The sequence below is a fragment of the Streptomyces sp. NPDC025638 genome (assembly GCF_055558775.1).
This window is the reverse complement of sequence record NZ_JBVHLX010000003.1, coordinates 418,614-436,130: the sequence shown is the minus strand read 5'-3', so window position 1 is coordinate 436,130 and position 17,517 is coordinate 418,614. Positions and strand designations below refer to the sequence as shown.

Below are 17,517 nucleotides of genomic sequence, written 5' to 3'. Positions count from 1 at the left end.
CCGTGACCAGGTCGAGCACGGTGAACGCCTTGCGCAGGTTCTTCCTCGTTGACTGCATGCCTCTCCCCTTGGTTTGGAGGCCGAAAGTGTGGAGGAATAGCCGATTCGCCGATCTTGGAGGGGTATCTCCACCCTGGCGCCGGTCCACAAGAATTTCCCGCGCGGAAACGCCACGAGTTGATCTGTGGATACGGAGCGTGTGCGATGCGGGATCGCGTCCCATCGCCGGGCGGGGGGTGCCTCGGATCTGTTCTGACCGATGTCGTTTGCCGTTGAGTTCGCCGCCCACGCATCCGACTTCGTCACTACGATGCTTCGTAAATGATGCGACGGGACGGACCGCGCGGGCGCGCGAGGCCTTCCCGTTCGTCCGGCGCGTCCTGGTAAGCCGCAGGGAAGGAATATCCCGTCATGTCGATTCGAGCAACCGTGAAGTCCGTATTGGGTGAGGAGAAAGTGCGGGTTCTGCGCCGGCTGAAGCGGCGCCTCTCCGGTAAGTGGACCGGGTCGGCCAAGCCGAGCGGACTTGAAGCGATCTCCAACGATCTCAACAAACTTGCCCTGCATTTCAAGACGGACAAGTGGGGAACACACCGTTACACCCAGCACTACCAGCGTCATCTGCAGCACCTGAAGAACGAGAAGTTCAACCTTCTGGAGATCGGGATCGGCGGTTACAACCGGCCTGGCCAGGGCGGTGCGTCGCTGCGGATGTGGAAGCAGTTCTTCCCGAAGGCGCAGATCTTCGGAATGGATATCCAGGACAAGTCATTTGTCGACGAGGACCGCATCACGACCTTCATCGGCGACCAGTCCGACCCCTCGTCCCTGAACGCTGTCGCCGACAAGATCGGCGAGCTCGACGTCATCATCGACGACGGCAGTCACCGTAGCCCGCACGTGCTCACGACGTTCGCCACACTCTTCCCCCGGCTCAAGGACGGCGGCATCTACGCTGTCGAGGACACACAGTCCTCCTACTGGCCCGAATGGATGGGCAGCGAGGACCGCGACGCCCCGAACACCAGCATGGCGATGCTGAAGAGGCTGGCGGACGGGTTGAATTACGAGGAATTCGTGGACGAGAACTATCAGCCGTCCTACACGGACCTCAACGTCGTCGCCGTGCACTTTTACCACAATCTGGTGATTATCGAAAAGGGCAGGAACGCCGAAGGCACCAACAAGCGCAAGGCGCTGAAGCAGCGCTACGCCAAGTCCTGACCCCGGCTGGTCGAGGGCTGGTCGAACGGGCCCGAGCGCAACCGCTCGTAGTAGGCGGAGCAGTCCGTGTAGGTGGGAAGCAGGCCGGATTGCTCCGCCTCGGCCAGTGTGGGGGCTGCGGCGTCCTTCTCGGAGAGAATGGGCTCGATGCCCTGCGGCCAGGCGATGCCGAGGGCGGGGTCGAGGGGGTGTACCCCGTGCTCGCGGCCCGGTGCGTAGCCGGTGGAGCAGAGGTAGACCACCGTGGCGTCGTCGGTCAGGGCCATGAAGGCGTGCCCGAGTCCCTCCGCGAGGAAGATGGCGTGGTGCGTCTCGTCGTCCAGTCGTACGGCCTCCCACGCGCCGTACGTGGGCGAGCCGACGCGGATGTCCACCACCACGTCGAGCACGGCTCCGCGCACGCACGTGAGGTACTTGGCCTGACCGGGCGGCACGTCCGCGAAGTGCACCCCGCGCAGGACGCCCCGCCGGGACACCGAGCAGTTGGCCTGGGCCAGGTCCAGGTCGTACCCGGTGGCCTCGCGGAACTCCTCGCCCCGGAACCACTCGTGGAAGCTTCCCCGGTCGTCCGGGAACACCTTGGGCTCCAGCACCCAGGCGCCCGCAATGTCCAGTGGTCGCACGCCGTCACGTCCTCCGTGTCATGTTCTGCTACGCCTTCCTACCCCGGACCGCGCCCATGACGCGTCGCGCCTTGCGCGCCAGCCGCAGCATCAGGCCCGGCGCCGCGGGTCCGGCCACGCGGACCCCGCCGGTGCGGGGCACATGCAGGGCGAGCGGCAGTGCGAGGAAGCGAGGTGCCTCCGCCTCCGGGAGCAGGCACACCTCCGTGCGCCACCACGCTCCCCTCAGTTCGCGCACCGGCACGGACGCCTCCAGCAGCGAGCCGGCCCCGTCCGCCGGGGTGAGCGTCCCCGTCTGCCGCAGGGACCGGCCCGTCGCGGGGTCGGTCAGCCGCACCTGGACAGCGGTGCGGTCGGGGACGTGCAGGGGCAGCGCGAGGCTGAGCTGGTGGTCGGCCGAGACCGCCGCGTCCTCGGGGGTGAGCCGGCCCAGACCGAGGGCCTTGCTCGCGCGGTCGACGTCCAGCGAGAAGTTGTCGTACTGCTTCGTCCAGTACGGCAGCACCACACGGCCCGCGACCACACCGGCGGGCGGCGTGGGACGGTCCTGCCGCGGCGCCGGACCGAGGCGGCACTCCTTGGACCAGCCGCCGAGGCCGACACGGACGTACGCGTCCCACAGGCCGGCGTGCAGCGTGGCGCCGCCCGCCGCGGTGCCGGGGTCCACGGTCGCCGTGCCGCGCAGCACCAGCCGGACCCGCCCGTCGTCGGCCGGGACCCGCTCGCGGGTGACCTCCACCGGCTGGAAGAACGAGGCGGAGGTGGCCCGGTCGCGCAGGATCAGATCGACGGTGGCCTTCTCGAAGCCGTCGACGGCGTCCGCGCCCAGCCAGGCCACCGCCTCGTCGGGGTCCCGGGGCGCGGCGTCCGCGGCCGGAGTGCCGGGCCCGTCGGCCGGGAAGGTCAGCGGCTGTCCGCCGGACCTGTACTCGGCGGTGAACGTGACACGCAGGGTCCCGTCCCGCCATTCGACACCGGCGGGGTCGGCCTTGGGCCCCACCCCGGCCTCCCACTGGGCGTAGGCGACGAGGTCGTCGTAACGGTCGTCCCTGATCAGCGATGCCACGATCCGCTGTCCGGGCCGCAGTCCGGGCGCGACGCCGGGGCCGAAGCGCTCCCGGACCACGGCGTGCATCTCGTGGAACAGCTCACGCCGGTAGTCGTCGGGCATCGCGAGCAGCCGGCGGCCGCTCATCCGATCCACCATCTCGACGCGCAGCCAGCGGCGCAGCAGACGGTCGCGCGACGGGCCCGGCTCGGTGTATTGCTCGACGACGTCCAGGGCCTCACGGAGGTTCTTGAAGTAGCCGACCGGCTCGAAGCGCTGGAAGCCCGCGTTGCCGGCGTCGTCCCGTTTGACGTGGTAGTAGCAGACGTAGTCGGAGAGCACCGAGACGTTGTCGGCGCGCAGATACGCCTCGGCGATGAAGACATGGTCCTCCAGGCGGCGCCGGCCCTCGGGGAAACGCAGGCCGATGCGGTCCAGGAAGGCCCGCCGGACCATCTTGTGCGGAGTGAGGCTGTCGATCAGCGGCGCGTTCTCGACGGTGGCGTGCGGATGGTTGCGGCGGAACAGCTCCACCGGCACCGGGCGGCCCTTCCCGGCCATCTTGCCGACGATCACATCGGCCTTGTTCTCCACCCCGTACTCGTACATCCGCTCAAGGGCTTCGTCGCCGAGGTAGTCGTCGTTGTCGACGAACATCACGAACTCGCCCTCGGACGCGGCGATCCCCACGTTCCGTGGCTTGCCCGACCAGCCGGAGTTCTCCTGGTGGATGACCCGGATGTGCGGGTGCTCGGCGGCGAGCGCGTCCAGTCTGGCCGGGGTCCGGTCGGTGGATCCGTCGTCGACGAAGACCACTTCGAACTCGTCGGGCGGCAGCGACTGCCGCAGCATCGAGGCGATGCAGTCCTCGATGTACGGCCCTGGGTTGTAGACGGGGACGATGACGCTGACCTTGACCGGCATCCGGCTTCCAATCCCCCTTGGTTCGCCACCCGTTGCCCAGGCGGCACGTGCGCGTGGCCGAATGCTAACCCGGCCTCTTGCGCGGGCGGAAAAACTCCGCCCGGCACACAGGGGCCGGGGTTCGTCACTGTCCGTCGTGGGTCTTGGCCAGGAGGTCGAGGAGGTCGGCGGTCGTCCCCGACTCGCCCAGCCGCGGGAAGATGCGCTCGACGCTGCCCCGGTGGGCCTCCGGGTCGCGGTCGGACATGGCGTCCGTGGCCAGGGTGACGTGATAACCGTGCTCGTACGCGGCGCGGGCGGTGGACTCGACGCCGATGCTGGTGGCGATGCCCGTCAGGACGATCTGGGTGATGCCGCGGCGGCGCAGCTGGACGTCGAGGTCGGTGCCGTGGAAGGCGTTCCAGTTACGCTTGGTGACCAGGATGTCGCCGGGGTGGCCGGAAAGTTCGTCCACGATGGTGTCCCAGCCCTCGGGGAAGGCGAGGCCGCCCGGACCGCGCTCGGTGCGGCCGGGGACGGCGTCGGCCCCGTCGGGGGCGAAGGACACCCGGACCAGGACCACGGGAAGGTTCCGGGCCCGGAAGGCATCGGCGAGTTCGGCCGTGCGGGCCACCACGTCGGAGGCGGTGTACGGCTGGGTCGGCATGCCCACGATGCCGTTCTGCAGGTCGATCGCGACGAAGGCGGTGCGTGGGTCGAGGGTGGTGAGCGACATGGGTCGATCAGGCCTTTCGGGGGGTGAGGTCGCCGAGTGAACGGTCGGGGAGGGTGGTCGCCAGCAACAGTGCCGAACCGGCGAGCATGAAAAGTGCCAGGGCGTGCAGCCCGGGCGTGTCGGCGCGGTGCGGGAAGAACGCCGCGGTCGCGGCGGAGGCGCCCAGCGCGCCGAGGTACATGAAGGTGCGCAGCAGCCCGGCGGCGGAGGCGATGCGCGCGGGGTCGGCCTGCCGGTACAGGGCGTTCTGGGCGGCGAGGCCGATGAGCCCCTGCGGCACGCCCAGCACGGCCCCGACGGCGAGCAGCAGCCAGACAGGGCTGCCTGCGCCGACCAGAAGCAGTGCGGCGCAGCCGGTCATCTGCACGAGCGCCCCGACGACCAGCTTGGTGCGTACCGCCTGGCGGCGCCCGGTGAGCGTGGACACGGTCAGCGCGGCGACCATCAGCGGCAGCAGCGCGAGCCCCGTCGTGGAGGCGCTCAGGCCGCGGCTCTCCTCCAGCCACTGGGTGTAGCCGTACATGAAGGAGTAGGCGGTGGTGTAGCCGAGGAACTGGCGCAGATACGTGGCCAGCAGCGGGACGTTGCCGCCGAGCACGCGCAGGTCGACGAACGGGTCCGGCACCCGCAGCTCCCGGACCGCGAAGGCGGCGGCCGCGGTGGCGGACAGCACGGGCAGATACCAGCGGTCCGGCCGGGGGCCCATCAGGAACAGCATCAGCGACACCAGCATGACCGCGAACAGGGTCATGCCGGGCAGGTCCACGCTCCGTCCGTCGGTCCCCGGTCCCCTGCTCCGTCCGTCGGCCCGCGATGCGTCCCCGGCCCTGGGCAGCCGCAGCGTCCCCAGTACGAGGCAGGCCGCCGAGAGGGGCACGTTGACGGTGAAGACGGCGCGCCAGCCGCCGACGCCGATGAGCAGTCCGCCGAGCACGGGGCCGACCACGGCCACCGTCTGCCCCGCGACGGCCAGGGCGGTCAGCACCCCCGCCGGGCTGTCCCGGCCGGTGCGTTCGGCCTCGCTGCGCGTCAGGCGCATGGCCGCCGGATACGCGGCCGAGGTCCCGAATCCCAGCAGCACGCGCGCCGCGATCAGCATGCCCAGGGAGGGCGCGAGCGCGCCCATCACACCGGCCACGCCCACCAGGGACGTACCGACGAGATAGAGCCGGCGCGGACCGTACATGTCCACGAGCCGGCCGATCACCGGCTGGCCCACGGCCGTGGCCAGATAGAGCGCCGAGACCAGCCACACCGTCTCGGCCGGCGGGGCCCCGAAGGCGGTCCCGATCGGCACCAGGGCCACGGCGATCATCGAGGAGTTGACCGGGTTGAGGACGGACCCCAGGACCATCGGCGCGATCAGCCGCCGGTCGAACCCGCTGGGCGCGGGGCGTGTGCCCCGTGCGGCGGGTCCCTCGATCCTCGGTATCACTGCCGGGACAGCCGTTCCATCAGCTTCAGCGCGTCGAGGACCGTCTGCCGCTCCTCCTCGGTGAAGCGGTCCTGGAAGGCGCGGGCCAGCCACTCCTCGCGCGCCTGCCGGTTGCCCTCGACACGGGCCCGGCCGGACTCGGTCAGGGTGACCAGTTGCCGGCGGCCGTCGTCGGGGTCGGGGGCGCGGCGGATCAGGCCGTGCTGGTCGAGGGCGGCGAGCGTGGCGGCCATCGACTGCGGTCGCACCCCCTCCGCGGACGCCAGGGCGCTGGCCGTGGCGGCCCCGTGCTTGCCGACCAGGGTGAGCGCCGACTCCTGGGACGGGGTGAGGACGCCCTCGGCCTCGTCCCGCGCGATCTCCCGTATGCGGCGCCGCAGCCGGCTGAAGACCACCCGCAGATCGCGTGCGGCGCGTGCGGCGGAGTCGGAGATGTGGTCCATGCCGCCACCCTAAAACCGTCAGTCCAGACTGTCCAGTCCAACCTGCTCAGTTCACCTGTTCAGTCCGGCCTGCCGAGCCCCCCACCCCGGCCTGCCCCGGCACACACCCCGACTTGCCCACCACGCACCCCGACCTGCCCTAGCCTGACCCTGTGCGCCTGCTGCTCATGTCCGACACCCATGTCCCCGCGCGTGCCGAGCGACTGCCGGAGCGACTGCTCGCCGAACTCCCGCACGCCGACGTGGTGTTCCACGCCGGTGACTGGGTCGACACCGCCACCCTGGACCTGCTGGAGAGCCACAGCCGCCGGCTGATCGGGGTGTACGGCAACAACGACGGCCCGGAGCTGCGCGCCCGGCTCCCCGAGGTGGCGTACGCCGAACTCGGCGGCCTGCGCTTCGGTGTCGTCCACGAGACCGGCCCCGCCGAGGGCCGCGAGGTCCGCAGCGCGGCCCGCTTCCCCGACCTCGACGTGCTGGTCTTCGGGCACAGCCACATCCCCTGGGACACCACCGCCCCCTCCGGACTGCGCCTGATCAACCCCGGCTCGCCGACCGACCGCCGCCGCCAGCCCCACTGCACCTATCTGACGGCGGCCGTCGCCGACGGTGCGCTCAAGGACGTGACGCTGCACCGTCTGCCGCAGCGGTAGGGACCGTGTGGCAGGATGCCGCGATGATCTCCAGCTCAGGCATCCCGCCGGTCGTTCCCGCGGGCCGCATGACCCGTGCCGGCCAGCCCGTCCTGGCGCTGCCCAGCGGCCTGGAGCTGCGGCCGTGGCGCCTCGACGACGCCGACGCGCTGATGGCCGCCGGGCAGGACCCCGCGATCCGCCGGTGGAACCTCTTCACCGTCGAGAGCCGCGCCGAGGCCTGCCGCCGGATCGAGCGCATGCAGGAGCGCTGGCGGGCCGAGACGGGTGCCGTCTGGGCCGTCGCCCGGCCGGGCGCGGCGGCGACGGGGCTCATCGGCTGGAACGACATCGATCTCGCGGGCGGCAGCGCCGAGATCGTCTACTGGGTCCTGCCCGAGGCCCGTGGCGGCGGCGCCGTCGTCGAGGCGACGCGGCGGCTCAGCCGCTGGGCGCTGGACGAACTCGGCCTGCACCGTCTGCGGCTGTGCCACTCCGTCGCCAACCCGGCGTCCTGCCGGGTGGCCGAGAAGGCGGGCTACCTGCTGGAAGGCACCATGCGCGGAGCACTGCTGCACGCGGACGGCTGGCACGACCAGCATCTGCACGCCCTCGTCCGGGGCGACGGCGACGTCTGAACCCGTCTCGCGCGACGGCGGTCAGCGCCGCTTGCGACGCCGTACGCGCGCCAGGATTCCCGCCACCACCAGCGCCACCGCCGCGGCGATCCCCGCCGCGATGCCGGCCCGCTTCGCCACCGGCACGCCGGCCGTGCGGAGCAGGTCCAGCGGCTCGGTCTCGGGAGGGGACTCATCGGTGACGGTGGCCGTGGCCCTGGCCGGTTCGGCCAGGCGTTCCGACAGACAGGCCGCGAACTGGCCCACCACCCGGTCGCCCACCTCCGCCATGACCCCGCGTCCGAACTGGGCCGGGCGTCCGGTGACCGTCAGATCGGTGCGGACCGACACGGCGGTTCCGCCGTCCAGTTCGCTGAGCGTGCCGGTCACCGTGGCCCGGGCCGTGCCCTGGCCGCGGGTCTCGCGCCCGCTGGCGATGAGGACGATGCGATGGGCGGACTCGTCCTGTTCCTCGAAGACGGCGGTTCCCTTGTAGGTCACCGTGATCGGCCCGACCTTGACCTTCACCGATCCGGTCACGGTCTTGCCGTCGTAGTCCTCCACGGTCGCCCCGGGCATGCACGGCGCGACGCGCTCGATGTCGAGGAGCGCCCGCCAGGCGTCCGGGACCGGGACGGGAACGGTGAACTCGTGCTGCAGTTCCATGACTTCCTCCTCGCGTTCGGGCTCCTCGTGGTCAGCCGGATCCGGCGGGGTGGATCGCCCCCGCGGTCAGGGTCAGCGGCGCACCGGTGCCGCCCCAGCGCAGCGCGACGATCTCGGCGGCGACGGAGATCGCGACCTCCTCGGGCGTACGGGCGCCGAGGTCGAGCCCGACCGGCGAGCGCAGCCGGGCCAGTTCGGCCTCCGTGAGACCGGCCTCGACCAGCCGCTTGTGGCGTTCGTCGTGGGTGCGCCGACTGCCCATCGCCCCGATGTAGGCGGCCGGCCGGCGCAGCGCCTCCTCCAGCAGCGGCACATCGAACTTCGGGTCGTGGGTCAGGACACAGATGACCGTCCGCTCGTCGGTCTGCGTGCCGCTCAGATAGCGGTGCGGCCAGTCCACGACGACCTCCACGCCCTGCGGGAACCGCTTGGGCGTCGCGAAGACCGGGCGGGCGTCGCACACGGTGACCCGGTAGCCGAGGAAGTCGCCGAGGCGGGCCACCGCGGCCGCGTAGTCGATGGCGCCGAAGACCAGCATCCGCGGGGGCGGCGCGAAGGAGTGGAGGAACACCGTGACGTCGTCCTCGCGCCGCTCGCCGTGCGGGCCGTAGTGGCGCAGGCCCGTGGCACCGAGGGCGAGTTCACCGCGCGCGTCGGCGGTGACCGCGACGTCCAGACCGCTCGCGCCGAGCGTGCCGGTCACCGTGTCGGGCCAGACGGCCAGCGTGGCCCCGCGCGGCGCGGGCCCGTCGACCACCGTGGCCACCGTCACCGGCTCGCCCGCGGCGACCGACGCGGCGACCGCGCCGAACCCGGGGTCGGACTCGGGCGTGACGGGCCGCACCAGCAGGGTGATCTCGCCGCCGCAGGTGAGGCCGACCGCGAAGGCGTCCTCGTCGCTGTACCCGAAGGTCTCCAGGCGTGCCTCCCCGCTCGCCACCACCTCCTGCGCGAGCTCGTACACCGCCCCCTCCACACAGCCCCCGGACACGCTGCCCACGACCTCGTCGTCGGGCCCCACCGCCATGGCGGCACCGGGGCCGCGCGGCGCGCTGCGGCTGACCGCGACGACCGTGGCCAGACCGAACGGGGTCCGCGCCGCGTACCAGCGGTTCAGCGCCGGCAGAATCTCACGCACGATCCGCTCCTCTCACACCCGTTCGGGTCACACCCGTTCCGAGTCCCGCTCCGCTTGGGCCAGTTCCGCACAGGCCACCTCTGCGGAGGCCGCCTCCGCCCCGCGCACCACCGCCGCGAGCCGCTCCAGTGCCGCGAGGCTGTGTCCCTCGACGAAGGCGTCCACGCTCGGCAGCGCCGCAGCCATCCCGGCGGCCAGGGGCGCATAGCCGGGACGTGCCTTGCGCGGATTGGCCCAGATCACCCGGTGCGCCAGCCCGTGCAAGCGTCGCATCTGCGCCCCGAGCAGCTCCGGATCGCCACGCTCCCACCCGTCCGACAGCAGCACCACCACCGCCCCGCGCGCCATGCCCCGCTGCCCCCAGCGGTTCAGGAACTCGCGCAGCAGCTCGCCCAGCCGCGTACCACCGCGCCAGTCGGGTACCGCGTCCGCGACCGCCGCCATCGCCAGGTCCGGGTCGCGGTGCGCCAGCTCGCGGGTCACCCGGGTCAGCCGGGTGCCGATCGTGAACACCTCCGTCCGACCGCCTCGGGCCGCGGCGTGGGCGAACCGCAGCAGTGCGTCGGCGTACGGCGCCATGGAGCCGCTCACGTCCACCAGCAGCACGACCCGGCGGGGCCGCTCGACCCGCGCGTGCCGCCGCAGCCGGGCCGGCTCACCACCGCGTCGCAGCAGCTCCCGGACCGTCCGGCGCGGATCGACGTCCCCGCGCCGGGCCGGCCGCCGCCGCGCCGTGCGACGTGTCTGCGCGCGCAGCGCGAACGCGGCCAGCAGCCGGTCGAGCTGGGCCCGCTCGGCGGCGTCCAGCCCGGCGACGTCGCGATGCCGCAGCACCTCGGCGGAACTGGCCAGCGTGGCGGTGGGCGGACCCTGGGGCCTGCCGTCGCCGGGGGCACGGGCGCCGGCCGGAGCGTCCCGCGGGAGGGGGCGCAGCCGGGGCGGGGGAGCGGCCCGCAGGGGCCGGCGCGCCCGCTCGCCGCCGGGCCCGAAGTACGCGGCGAACACCCGGTCGTAGCGCTCCAGGTCGTCCCGTCCGCCGCACAGCGTCAGCCGGCCCGCCCAGTACACATCCGTCCGCACCCCGGGCCGCAGCATGTCCAGGGCCCGCAGGAACGCCTGCAGCCGGTCGGCGCTGGCGTCGATGCCCGCCGCGCGCAGGGCACGGGCGAAACCCAGCAGGACGGCATCCGCGGCCGGCACGCCCCTCACGCTCCCTTCGCGGCGAGCACCGCCGCGAGATCGAGCCCCCGCGCCCGCTCGGCGTCCTCCCGGTACTTGAGCACCGACCCCAGCGTCGCCACGGCCAGCTCGGCGTCCACCTCGCTCGCCCCCAGCGCGTCCAGGGCCTGCGCCCAGTCGATCGTCTCGGCCACCCCCGGCGGCTTGACCAGGTCCGCCGCCCGCAGCGCCTGCACCAGGCCGGTGACCTGCTCGGCGAGGCGCGCCGACACCTCCGGCAACCGGCTGCGCACGATGGCGAGTTCACGGGCGAACCCGGGATGGTCGAACCAGTGGTACAGACACCGGCGCTTGAGCGCGTCGTGCACCTCCCTGGTGCGGTTCGACGTCAGTACGACGACCGGCGGCACCTCGGCGCGCAGGGTGCCGAGCTCCGGGATCGTCACCGAGAACTCGGACAGCAGCTCCAGCAGGAACGCCTCGAACTCGTCGTCGGCCCGGTCGATCTCGTCGACCAGCAGCACCGACGGCTGTGTCTGCAGCGCCCGCAACAGCGGTCGGGCGATCAGGAAGCGCCGGTCGTACAGCTCGCTCTCCAGTTGTTCCGCGTCCTTCACCCCGGCCGCCTCGGCGGCCCGCAGATGCAGCAGCTGACGCGGGAAGTCCCAGTCGTACAGGGCCTGCGAGGCGTCGATGCCCTCGTGGCACTGCAACCGGATCAACGGCGCGTCGAGCGCCTCGGCGAGCGCGGACGCGAGCGCGGTCTTGCCCACGCCCGCGTCGCCCTCGCAGAAGAGCGGCCGGTGCAGCCTCACCGCCAGGAAGCAGGCGATGGCCAGACCGTCGTCGAGGAGGTATCCGGTCTCCTCCAGCCGGGCCCGCACCTGCTCCGGGTCGTCCATCCGGGTGATCGGCGCTCACCCCATTCCGGTGGCGGTCAGGACCGCCCGCTTGGTCAGCACCCGTGCGAGGTGCGCGCGGTACTCGGGTGAGGCCGACACGTCCCGCGACGGCTGGGTGCCCTCGGCGGCCGCCTCGGCGGCCCGCGCCACGGCCTGTGGGTCCCCGGCACCGGTAAGGGCCCGCTCGGCCGCGGCGGCCCGCAGCGGGGTCGCGCCCATGTTGGTCAGCCCGATGCGTGCCTCGGCGATGTGCCCGTCGTCGCGCCGCACCAGGGCCGCCACGCCGACGATCGCCCAGGCCTGGGCGACCCGGTGGAACTTCTCGTAGTGGAAGCTCCAGCCGTCCTTCTTCGGCACCCGCACCTCCACCAGGAGTTCGTCGGGCGCCAGCGCCGACTGGAGGTAGTCGAGGAAGAACTCGCTCGCCGGGATCGTGCGCCGTCCGCCCGGTCCGACGGCCACCAGCTCGGCGTCCAGAGCCAGTACCACGGCCGGGAGGTCCCCGGCCGGGTCCGCGTGAGCGAGCGAGCCGCCGAGGGTGCCCCGGTGCCGTACCGCCGGGTCGGCGACCGTGGCCGTGGCGGCCACCAGCAGACCGGCGTGCCGGCGCACCAGCGGGTCGCGGATCACGTCGTGGTGCGTGGTCATCGCGCCGATGACGAGCGTGTCGCCGTCCTCGCGGACCCCGCGCAGCTCAGGGATCCGGCCGACGTCCACGACCAGCTCCGGGAAGGCCAGCCGCAGCCTCAGCAGCGGCAGCAGGCTCTGCCCGCCGGCCAGCACCTTCGCGTCCTCGCCCGCGTCCGCGAGCGTGCGCACCGCCTCGTCGACGCTCGACGGACGGGCGTAGTCGAATGCGGGAGGAATCATGCCGAGGCCTCCTTACCGGAACCCGCTGCCCGCACGGCCTGCCAGACCCGCTCCGGGGTGCAGGGCATCCGTACGTCCTGCACGCCCAGTGGCCTGAGCGCGTCCACGACGGCGTTGACGACGGCCGGTGTCGAGGCGATCGTCCCCGACTCCCCGACCCCCTTGGCCCCGAGCGGGTTGGAGGTCGCCGGCGTCTCCGTCCGGTCGGTCACGAAGTCCGGCAGGTCCGCGGCCGACGGCACGAGGTAGTCGGCCATGGTGCCGGTGACGAGGTTGCCCTCGTCGTCGTACACGGCCTCCTCGAACAGCGCCTGCGCGATGCCCTGCGCGACGCCGCCGTGCACCTGTCCCTCGACGATCATCGGGTTGACGACCCGGCCGACGTCGTCGACGCAGACGTACGACCGGATGGTGGTTTGTCCGGTCTCGGTGTCGACCTCGACCGCGCACAGGTGGGTGCCGTGCGGGTAGGAGAAGTTCTCCGGGTCGACCAGGTGCTCGGCGTTGATGGTGGGTTCCATGCCGTCGGGCAGGTCGTGCGAGGAGAACGTCTCGAAGGCGACCTCCTGGATGGTCCTGCGTGCCTCGGGCGAGCCCTTCACGGAGAACACGCCACCGCTGAAGTCCAGGTCCTGCTCGCTGGCTTCGAGCAGATGGGCCGCGACCTTCCGCGCCTTTTCCACCACCTTCTCCGCCGCCCGGTGCACGGCCGCCCCGCCGACGACCAGGGACCGTGAGCCGTAGGTGTCCATGCCCTGCGGGGCCGCCTTGGTGTCGCCGTGCACCACCTCGACGTCCTCGAACGGCACGCCCAGCACATCGGCGGCGATCTGGCTCCAGCAGGTGACGTGCCCCTGGCCGTGCGGGCTGGTGCCGGTGACCACCTCGACCTTGCCGGTGGGCAGCATGCGGATGCTCGCCGCCTCCCAGCCGCCGGCCGCGTACCTGAGGTCGCGCAGCACCCGGCTCGGTGCCAGGCCGCACATCTCGGTGTACGTCGACACGCCGATGCCGAGGCGTACGGGGTCGCCGCGCTCGTTGCGCTTGTGCTGCTCGGCGCGCAGGTCGTCGTACCCGAACAGGGCGAGCGCCTTCTCGGTGGCCGCCTCGTAGTTGCCGCTGTCGTAGGTCAGCCCGGCGATCGAGGTGTACGGGAACTCCTCGTGCCGGATCCAGTTCCGGCGCCGCAGCTCCACCGGGTCCAGATCGAGTTCGGCCGCCAGTTCGTCCATGATCCGCTCGATGGCGAACGTCGCCTCCGGGCGCCCGGCGCCGCGGTAGGCGTCGGTGGGGGTGCGGGTGGTGAAGACGCCGGTGCAGTTGAACTCGTAGGCGTCCATCTTGTAGATCCCCGGGTACATGAAGGCGCCGAGGATCGGGATGCCGGGCGTGACGAGCATCAGATACGCGCCCATGTCGGCGATCAGGTCCACCTTCAGGCCGAGGAGCCTGCCGTCACGGGTGGCGGCGACCTCGACGTCCTGGATCATGCCGCGGCCGTGATGGGTGGCGAGATAGCCCTCGGAGCGGGACTCGGTCCACTTCACCGGCCGGCCCAGCCGCCGGGCGACCGCGACGGCGATGGCCTCCTCGCCGTACACCTGGAGCTTGGAGCCGAAGCCGCCGCCCACGTCCGGGGCGATCACCCGGAGCTTGTGCTCGGGGACGCCGGTGACCATCGCCAGCATGATCCGCAGGATGTGCGGGATCTGCGTGGCCGAGTAGACGGTGTACTCGCCGGAGGCGGCGAGCGGGGTGACGACCACCGCGCGCGGCTCCATCGCGTTGGGGATGAGCCGCTGCTGGTGGTAGCGGCGCTTCACGATGACCTCGGCGCGCTCCCGGACCGTCTCGAAGCTCTCGCCGGTGGCGAGCGGCCAGAGGTAGCTGCGGTTGGTGCCCTTGTCGGAGTGGACCAGGGGGGAGCCCTCGGCCAGCGCGGCCTCCAGGTCGAGCACCGGGGGCAGCGGGTCGTAGTCGACCTCGATCGCCTCCAGCGCGTCGGCGGCCGCGTACCGGTCGCGGGCCACCACGACCGCCACCGGGTCGCCGGCGTAGCGCACCTCGTCGACGGCGATCGGCGGGTGGTCGGGCAGCACGATGTCCTCGGTCACCGGCCAGGCGCACGGCAGCGAACCCATTCCCTCGGCGAGGTCGGCGCCGCTGAACGCCGCGACGACACCGGGGCGTTCCAGCGCGGGGGAGACATCGACCCGTTCGATGCGGGCGTGGGCCATCGGGCTGCGCAGAATCGCCAGGTGCAGCAGTCCGGTGACCTGGATGTTGTCGGTCCAGTTGGTCTGGCCGGTGACCAGCCGGGCGTCCTCCTTGCGCAGCCGGGAGCGTCCGACCTCGCCTTCGACGGCCTGATCGGTCATGCCGTCACCTCCTCGGCCAGCTGTTCCCCGGAGGCGGCGAGCACCGCGCGGACGATGTTCTGGTAACCGGTGCAGCGGCAGAGGTTGCCCTCCAGGGCGTGGCGCACCTCGTGCGGGGTGGGGTGCGGGTTCTCGGTCAGCAGATCGCGTGCGGCCATGATCATCCCCGGGGTGCAGTAGCCGCACTGCAGGCCGTGCTGCTCATGGAACGCGCGCTGCAGCGCCGTCCACTCGCCGTTCTCGGCCAGCCCCTGGACGGTGGTCACCTCACTCCCGTCCGCCTGTACGGCCAGCACCGAGCAGCTCTTGACGCTCGCCCCGTCCAGGGCGACCGTGCACGCCCCGCAGTTCGAGGTGTCGCAACCGATCGGGGTGCCGGTCAGGCCGAGGCGGTCGCGCAGGTAGTGGGCCAGGAGCAGACGGGGTTCCACGTCGTCCTCGTACGTCGTGCCGTCCACCTTCACCTTGATGTGGGTCATGTGCCCTCCAGACCGTGCGGGCGTGGGAGAGGGAAATCAGCCACCGAACGTGATGTAGGTCACTCTATGGCCACCCCTTGGATGCGGCGAGTGCTGTGACGGGGTTTCGTTGAGCGTTAATCCATTGCCGCTCGGGCCCGGATCCTGCTCCACTGCACGGGACCAGTCGTCACCCGGAGAGGACCAGAAATGCGCGCTGCGTGCATGTCCACCCAGGAAGGAATCCCATCCATGCCGAAGGACATCACGCTCAGTGCACCTGCTCAATCTCGGAATTCTCGCGCACGTAGACGCCGGTAAGACCAGCCTGACCGAACGGCTGCTCCACACGGCCGGGGTCATCGACGAGCCAGGCAGCGTCGACGACGGAAACACCCGGACCGACACCCTCGCGCTCGAACGGCAGCGCGGTATCACCATCAAGTCCGCCGTCGTCTCCTTCCCGCTCGACGGCGTGACCGTCAACCTCATCGACACCCCCGGCCACCCCGACTTCATCGCCGAGGTGGAGCGGGTCCTCGGTGTGCTCGACGGCGCCGTCCTGGTCGTCTCGGCGGTCGAGGGCGTCCAGGCGCAGACCCGCGTACTGATGCGGACGCTGCGACGGCTGCGCATCCCCACCCTGGTCTTCGTCAACAAGATCGACCGGCGCGGCGCACAGGACGAACCCGTGCTGCGGGCGATGGCCCGGCGGCTCACCCGGGCGGTCGTACCGATGGGCACGGCCACCGGACTCGGCACCCGCGAAGCCCGCTTCGTCCCCGGACTCGGCCCGGCCGCGCTCGACGCCCTCGCCGACCTCGACGACGAACTGCTGGCCGCGTACGTCGAGGACACCGTCTCGTACGACCGTCTGCGCGCCGTCCTCGCCGACCGGACCCGGCAGGCACTCGCCCATCCGGTCTACTTCGGCTCCGCCGTCACCGGCGCCGGCGTGCCCGAACTGATCACCGGCATCGAACAGCTGCTGCCCCCGGCCGGGGGCGACCCCCACGGCGAGCTGTCCGGCACGGTCTTCAAGGTCGAGCGGGGCCCGGCGGGGGAGAAGATCGCCTACGCGCGCATCTTCTCCGGCACCCTCCGCGCCCGCGACCGGCTTCTCTTCGGAGCGGCCCCCGAAGAAGGCAAGGTCACCGCGGTGAGCGTCTTCGAGCAGGGCACGGACATCCGGCAGGAGAGCATCGGGGCCGGCCGGATCGGCCGGCTGTGGGGCCTGGGCGGCATCAGGATCGGTGACCCGATCGGGGTACCGAGGGCGGGGCAGCAGCGCCACTTCGCCCCGCCGACCCTGGAGACGGTCGTCGTCCCCGGCCCGGGCGTGGACCGGCGCTCGCTGCACATCGCGCTCACCCAGCTCGCCGAACAGGACCCGCTCATCGACGTGCGCCACGACGAGGTGCGGCAGGAGACCTCCGTCTCGCTCTACGGAGAGGTGCAGAAGGAGGTCGTCCAGGCGACCCTCGCCGACGAGTACGGGCTGGACGTCACCTTCCGCGAGACAACGACCCTCTGCATCGAGCGTCCCGCGGGCACGGGGTCGGCCGTCGAGTTCAACAAGAAGGCCCCCAACCCGTTCCTCGCGACCGTCGGGCTGCGCGTCGATCCGGCCCCGGTCGGCTCGGGCGTGGACTTCCGGCTCGAAGTGGAGCTGGGCGCCATGCCGTACGCCTTCTTCAAGGCCGTCGAGGACACGGTCCGCGAGACGCTCGGGCAGGGGCTGCACGGCTGGCGGGTCACCGACTGCACGGTCACCATGACCCACTCCGGATACTCGCCCCGGCAGAGCCACGCCCACCAGGGCTTCGACAAGAGCATGTCCAGCACCGGGGCGGACTTCCGCGGGCTCACCCCGCTCGTCCTGGTCGATGCGCTGCGCCGCGCGGGCACCCGGGTGTACGAACCCATGCACCGCTTCCGCCTGGAGGCCCCGGCGGACACCCTGGGCGGCCTGCTCCCGGTGCTCGCCCGGCTCGGGGCGGTGCCGCAGACCACCGGGACGCACGGCTCCAGCTGTGTCCTGGAGGGCTCGGTACCGGCTGCCCGGGTGCACGGGCTGGGGCAGCGCCTGCCGGGCCTGACCCGGGGTGAGGGCGAGCTGGAGAGCGCCTTCGACCACTATGCGCCGGTCACCCGGGGCACGGTGCCCCAGCGGCCGCGCACCGACCACAATCCGCTGAACCGGAAGGAGTACCTGTTGAACGTGACGCACCGGGTGAGCGGCTGAGGGGGCGGCGGGGCCGAAGA

Annotated in this window: 16 protein-coding genes; 4 read left to right on the top strand and 12 right to left on the bottom strand. The window is 72.0% G+C overall.

Going from position 1 to position 17,517, the window contains the following annotated elements; all coding sequences use genetic code 11:
* The first annotated feature begins 411 nt into the window (after positions 1–411).
* Entirely contained in the window at positions 412–1,224 is an 813-nt protein-coding gene (locus tag ACZ4EG_RS09995; RefSeq protein ID WP_453546078.1) for a class I SAM-dependent methyltransferase, read from the top strand.
* Here the strand turns inward: ACZ4EG_RS09995 and rfbC are convergent.
* The 5 genes from rfbC to ACZ4EG_RS09970 form a co-directional block, all read right to left on the bottom strand.
* Entirely contained in the window at positions 1,209–1,847 is a 639-nt protein-coding gene (gene rfbC, locus ACZ4EG_RS09990) for a dTDP-4-dehydrorhamnose 3,5-epimerase (protein WP_453546081.1), read from the bottom strand. The genes ACZ4EG_RS09995 and rfbC overlap by 16 nt on opposite strands.
* Positions 1,848–1,875: 28 nt before the next feature.
* Positions 1,876–3,819, bottom strand: a complete 1,944-nt coding sequence (locus ACZ4EG_RS09985; RefSeq protein WP_467790257.1) for a glycosyltransferase family 2 protein — start codon at positions 3,817–3,819, stop codon at positions 1,876–1,878.
* Positions 3,820–3,943: 124 nt separating this feature from the next.
* Entirely contained in the window at positions 3,944–4,534 is a 591-nt protein-coding gene (locus ACZ4EG_RS09980; protein ID WP_467790256.1) for a hydrolase, read from the bottom strand.
* A 7-nt stretch (positions 4,535–4,541) separates the two neighbouring features.
* Positions 4,542–5,969, bottom strand: a complete 1,428-nt coding sequence (locus ACZ4EG_RS09975) for an MFS transporter (protein WP_467790255.1) — start codon at positions 5,967–5,969, stop codon at positions 4,542–4,544.
* Positions 5,966–6,412, bottom strand: a complete 447-nt coding sequence (locus tag ACZ4EG_RS09970; RefSeq protein ID WP_363298054.1) for a MarR family winged helix-turn-helix transcriptional regulator — start codon at positions 6,410–6,412, stop codon at positions 5,966–5,968. Before ACZ4EG_RS09970 ends, ACZ4EG_RS09975 begins: the two co-directional genes overlap by 4 nt.
* 152 nt (positions 6,413–6,564) lie before the next feature.
* Between ACZ4EG_RS09970 and ACZ4EG_RS09965 the strand changes: the two genes are divergently transcribed.
* Together ACZ4EG_RS09965 and ACZ4EG_RS09960 are read left to right on the top strand one after the other, a co-directional pair.
* Positions 6,565–7,065 (top strand): metallophosphoesterase family protein, encoded by a 501-nt coding sequence (locus ACZ4EG_RS09965; RefSeq protein WP_467790254.1) that lies wholly within the window; start codon positions 6,565–6,567, stop codon positions 7,063–7,065.
* A 23-nt stretch (positions 7,066–7,088) separates the two neighbouring features.
* The gene (locus tag ACZ4EG_RS09960; RefSeq protein WP_467790253.1) at positions 7,089–7,682 is read left to right on the top strand and encodes a GNAT family N-acetyltransferase; all 594 of its coding nucleotides are present in this window, start codon (positions 7,089–7,091) and stop codon (positions 7,680–7,682) included.
* Positions 7,683–7,703: 21 nt separating this feature from the next.
* Here the strand turns inward: ACZ4EG_RS09960 and ACZ4EG_RS09955 are convergent, their stop codons facing one another.
* Genes ACZ4EG_RS09955 through ACZ4EG_RS09925 form a run of 7 tightly spaced genes read right to left on the bottom strand, consistent with a single transcriptional unit; the run spans position 7,704 to position 15,273 of the window.
* On the bottom strand, positions 7,704–8,327 hold the full coding sequence (locus ACZ4EG_RS09955) for an SRPBCC family protein (RefSeq protein WP_467790252.1): 624 nt from the start codon (positions 8,325–8,327) through the stop codon (positions 7,704–7,706).
* Positions 8,328–8,358: 31 nt separating this feature from the next.
* Entirely contained in the window at positions 8,359–9,465 is a 1,107-nt protein-coding gene (locus tag ACZ4EG_RS09950; RefSeq protein WP_453546097.1) for an XdhC family protein, read from the bottom strand.
* A gap of 27 nt (positions 9,466–9,492) precedes the next feature.
* Positions 9,493–10,665 (bottom strand): vWA domain-containing protein, encoded by a 1,173-nt coding sequence (locus ACZ4EG_RS09945; protein ID WP_467790251.1) that lies wholly within the window; start codon positions 10,663–10,665, stop codon positions 9,493–9,495.
* 5 nt (positions 10,666–10,670) lie between these two features.
* A complete protein-coding gene (locus ACZ4EG_RS09940; RefSeq protein WP_390705893.1) occupies positions 10,671–11,546 on the bottom strand; it encodes an AAA family ATPase in 876 nt (291 codons plus the stop codon).
* 15 nt (positions 11,547–11,561) lie between these two features.
* The gene (locus ACZ4EG_RS09935) at positions 11,562–12,416 is read right to left on the bottom strand and encodes an FAD binding domain-containing protein (protein ID WP_467790250.1); all 855 of its coding nucleotides are present in this window, start codon (positions 12,414–12,416) and stop codon (positions 11,562–11,564) included.
* Positions 12,413–14,794, bottom strand: a complete 2,382-nt coding sequence (locus tag ACZ4EG_RS09930) for a xanthine dehydrogenase family protein molybdopterin-binding subunit (protein WP_467790249.1) — start codon at positions 14,792–14,794, stop codon at positions 12,413–12,415. Before ACZ4EG_RS09930 ends, ACZ4EG_RS09935 begins: the two co-directional genes overlap by 4 nt.
* Positions 14,791–15,273, bottom strand: a complete 483-nt coding sequence (locus ACZ4EG_RS09925) for a (2Fe-2S)-binding protein (protein WP_453546105.1) — start codon at positions 15,271–15,273, stop codon at positions 14,791–14,793. Before ACZ4EG_RS09925 ends, ACZ4EG_RS09930 begins: the two co-directional genes overlap by 4 nt.
* A 253-nt stretch (positions 15,274–15,526) precedes the next feature.
* Between ACZ4EG_RS09925 and ACZ4EG_RS09920 the strand changes: the two genes are divergently transcribed.
* Positions 15,527–17,497 carry a GTP-binding protein gene (locus ACZ4EG_RS09920; protein ID WP_467790248.1) on the top strand — a complete coding sequence of 657 codons (1,971 nt, stop codon included), beginning with the start codon at positions 15,527–15,529 and terminating at the stop codon, positions 17,495–17,497.
* Positions 17,498–17,517: the final 20 nt, after the last annotated feature.

Bases quoted from the DNA above. Each gene is read 5' to 3' on its own strand.
- ACZ4EG_RS09995 (WP_453546078.1), top strand. From the start codon at position 412: ATGTCGATTCGAGCAACCGTGAAGTCCGTATTGGGTGAGGAGAAAGTG.
- ACZ4EG_RS09985 (WP_467790257.1), bottom strand. From the start codon at position 3,819: ATGCCGGTCAAGGTCAGCGTCATCGTCCCCGTCTACAACCCAGGGCCG.
- ACZ4EG_RS09980 (WP_467790256.1), bottom strand. From the start codon at position 4,534: ATGTCGCTCACCACCCTCGACCCACGCACCGCCTTCGTCGCGATCGAC.
- ACZ4EG_RS09970 (WP_363298054.1), bottom strand. From the start codon at position 6,412: ATGGACCACATCTCCGACTCCGCCGCACGCGCCGCACGCGATCTGCGG.
- ACZ4EG_RS09960 (WP_467790253.1), top strand. From the start codon at position 7,089: ATGATCTCCAGCTCAGGCATCCCGCCGGTCGTTCCCGCGGGCCGCATG.
- ACZ4EG_RS09955 (WP_467790252.1), bottom strand. From the start codon at position 8,327: ATGGAACTGCAGCACGAGTTCACCGTTCCCGTCCCGGTCCCGGACGCC.
- ACZ4EG_RS09940 (WP_390705893.1), bottom strand. From the start codon at position 11,546: ATGGACGACCCGGAGCAGGTGCGGGCCCGGCTGGAGGAGACCGGATAC.
- ACZ4EG_RS09935 (WP_467790250.1), bottom strand. From the start codon at position 12,416: ATGATTCCTCCCGCATTCGACTACGCCCGTCCGTCGAGCGTCGACGAG.
- ACZ4EG_RS09930 (WP_467790249.1), bottom strand. From the start codon at position 14,794: ATGACCGATCAGGCCGTCGAAGGCGAGGTCGGACGCTCCCGGCTGCGC.
- ACZ4EG_RS09925 (WP_453546105.1), bottom strand. From the start codon at position 15,273: ATGACCCACATCAAGGTGAAGGTGGACGGCACGACGTACGAGGACGAC.